At 44.1% G+C, this 1446-nt stretch carries 1 protein-coding gene; it reads left to right on the top strand.

The window, feature by feature from the left end:
• The coding region (locus tag ACFIM1_RS08885) for a Bgr_08870 family protein (protein ID WP_375694635.1) at positions 1 to 1278 on the top strand (1278 nt) is incomplete at its 5' end.
• Positions 1279 to 1446: the final 168 nt, after the last annotated feature.

Raw genomic sequence — 1446 nt, 5'->3', positions numbered from 1 at the left:
GGGCGTTTTATCAGTTCTGAATTCCCAATCTTGCGGGAAAATTTGACCAAAATTGATCAAGCACTTGCGGAAGTTGAGGAAAAGGTAAACGAAAAGGCGCCTTTACAGCACACGCATACGATCAACGAAATCGCAGATCTAGAAAGCGCTCTCAATGGCAAAATGGCAGCGGATAAAACCTTTACTTTTGCTGATTTAAGCGATATCGAAGGGGCAAAAGATGCCGCTAACAACTATGTTCTCTATAAATCAAGCAACAATAACTTTACCTTTGGCAGTGCTGTCTCACTGTTAGGCGCGCATCAACATAAAACCGAAGATATTGTGGGGCTTGATGATTTTAGAGCCAAAATTAATCAAGATCTAACCAGTTATGGTCGCCTAGCCAGCCCAAATGAATGGCAAAGTTATAATAAATTTACCAGCAAAGTCACTATAAATGGCGGTTTAGAACTGTTGGGTAATTCATTACTCAATCTCACTCATAATAACAAAGTGGTTACCAGTCTAAGTGCAAGCGGAAGCTTGCTTAAAGGACCTTTGAGGGTTGATGGAGATCTTGTTTATACGAAATCAGAAATAGATAAATTGGTAGCTTTATTAACCAAAAAACCTGTCGAAATCCTCATGACAGAAAGTGGCACTATCCCGTTTCCTGAAGGTATGACGGATAACACAGAAATTGAAATATGTGCATGGGGTGGCGGCGGTAGCGGGGGGGCTGGAGGTTGGTTAAAAAATACTTATAACGGTCGTGTCACGTATGCCTACTACGGTGGCGGTGGAGGTGGAGGAGGACAAGGTGTCCGTATTCAAATTAAAGGATCTCAACTTAGAAAATCAAGAAATATTCAAATTGGTCGTGGTGGTAAAAATGGTAATGGTGGGGCAACGATTATTGAAGGAGTTCTCGTAGCAAATGGTGGGAGTATAGGCTCTCAGGGTAGCGGAGTTACCAAAACAGTAGGAGCAGGAGGAACAGGAGGTTACTCCGGCATTAAAAACTTTATTTTTTCTGGCGGCAATGGTGGAAATGGCGGAAGCTGTGACGGTGGAAGCTCTCTTTTTGGTGGTGCTGGTGGCGGTGGCGGATCTAGTAATGGTGGCGGTGGCGGCTGTGGTGGTGAAAGTGACAAAGGTGGAAAAGGTGGCAGAGGTGGTCGTAATCAAGCTGACGCAGGTGGCGGTGGAGGAGGTTATTTTCCTGGAAAGGATGCAGAAAATTATAACACTGGTGATGGCGGGAATGGCGCTGTATTGTTTAGATTTTTTATATAGGAGTTTTTTATGGAATATGCAGTTGTTGAAAATGGTGTGGTAACCAACATTATTGTAGCCTCAGAAGATTATGTTCACGCCTTTGAGGGTGAGGCAATCCCCTCACGTGAAGCGCAGATCGGCTGGACTTATAAAGACGAAGTGTTCTCTCCTCCCGTGGTGGATGAA

This window comes from Bartonella sp. AC158YNML (assembly GCF_042196725.1).
Lineage (GTDB): Bacteria > Pseudomonadota > Alphaproteobacteria > Rhizobiales > Rhizobiaceae > Bartonella.
The sequence above is the reverse complement of the archived record's forward strand: the minus strand, read 5'-3'. Positions and strand labels throughout refer to the sequence as shown.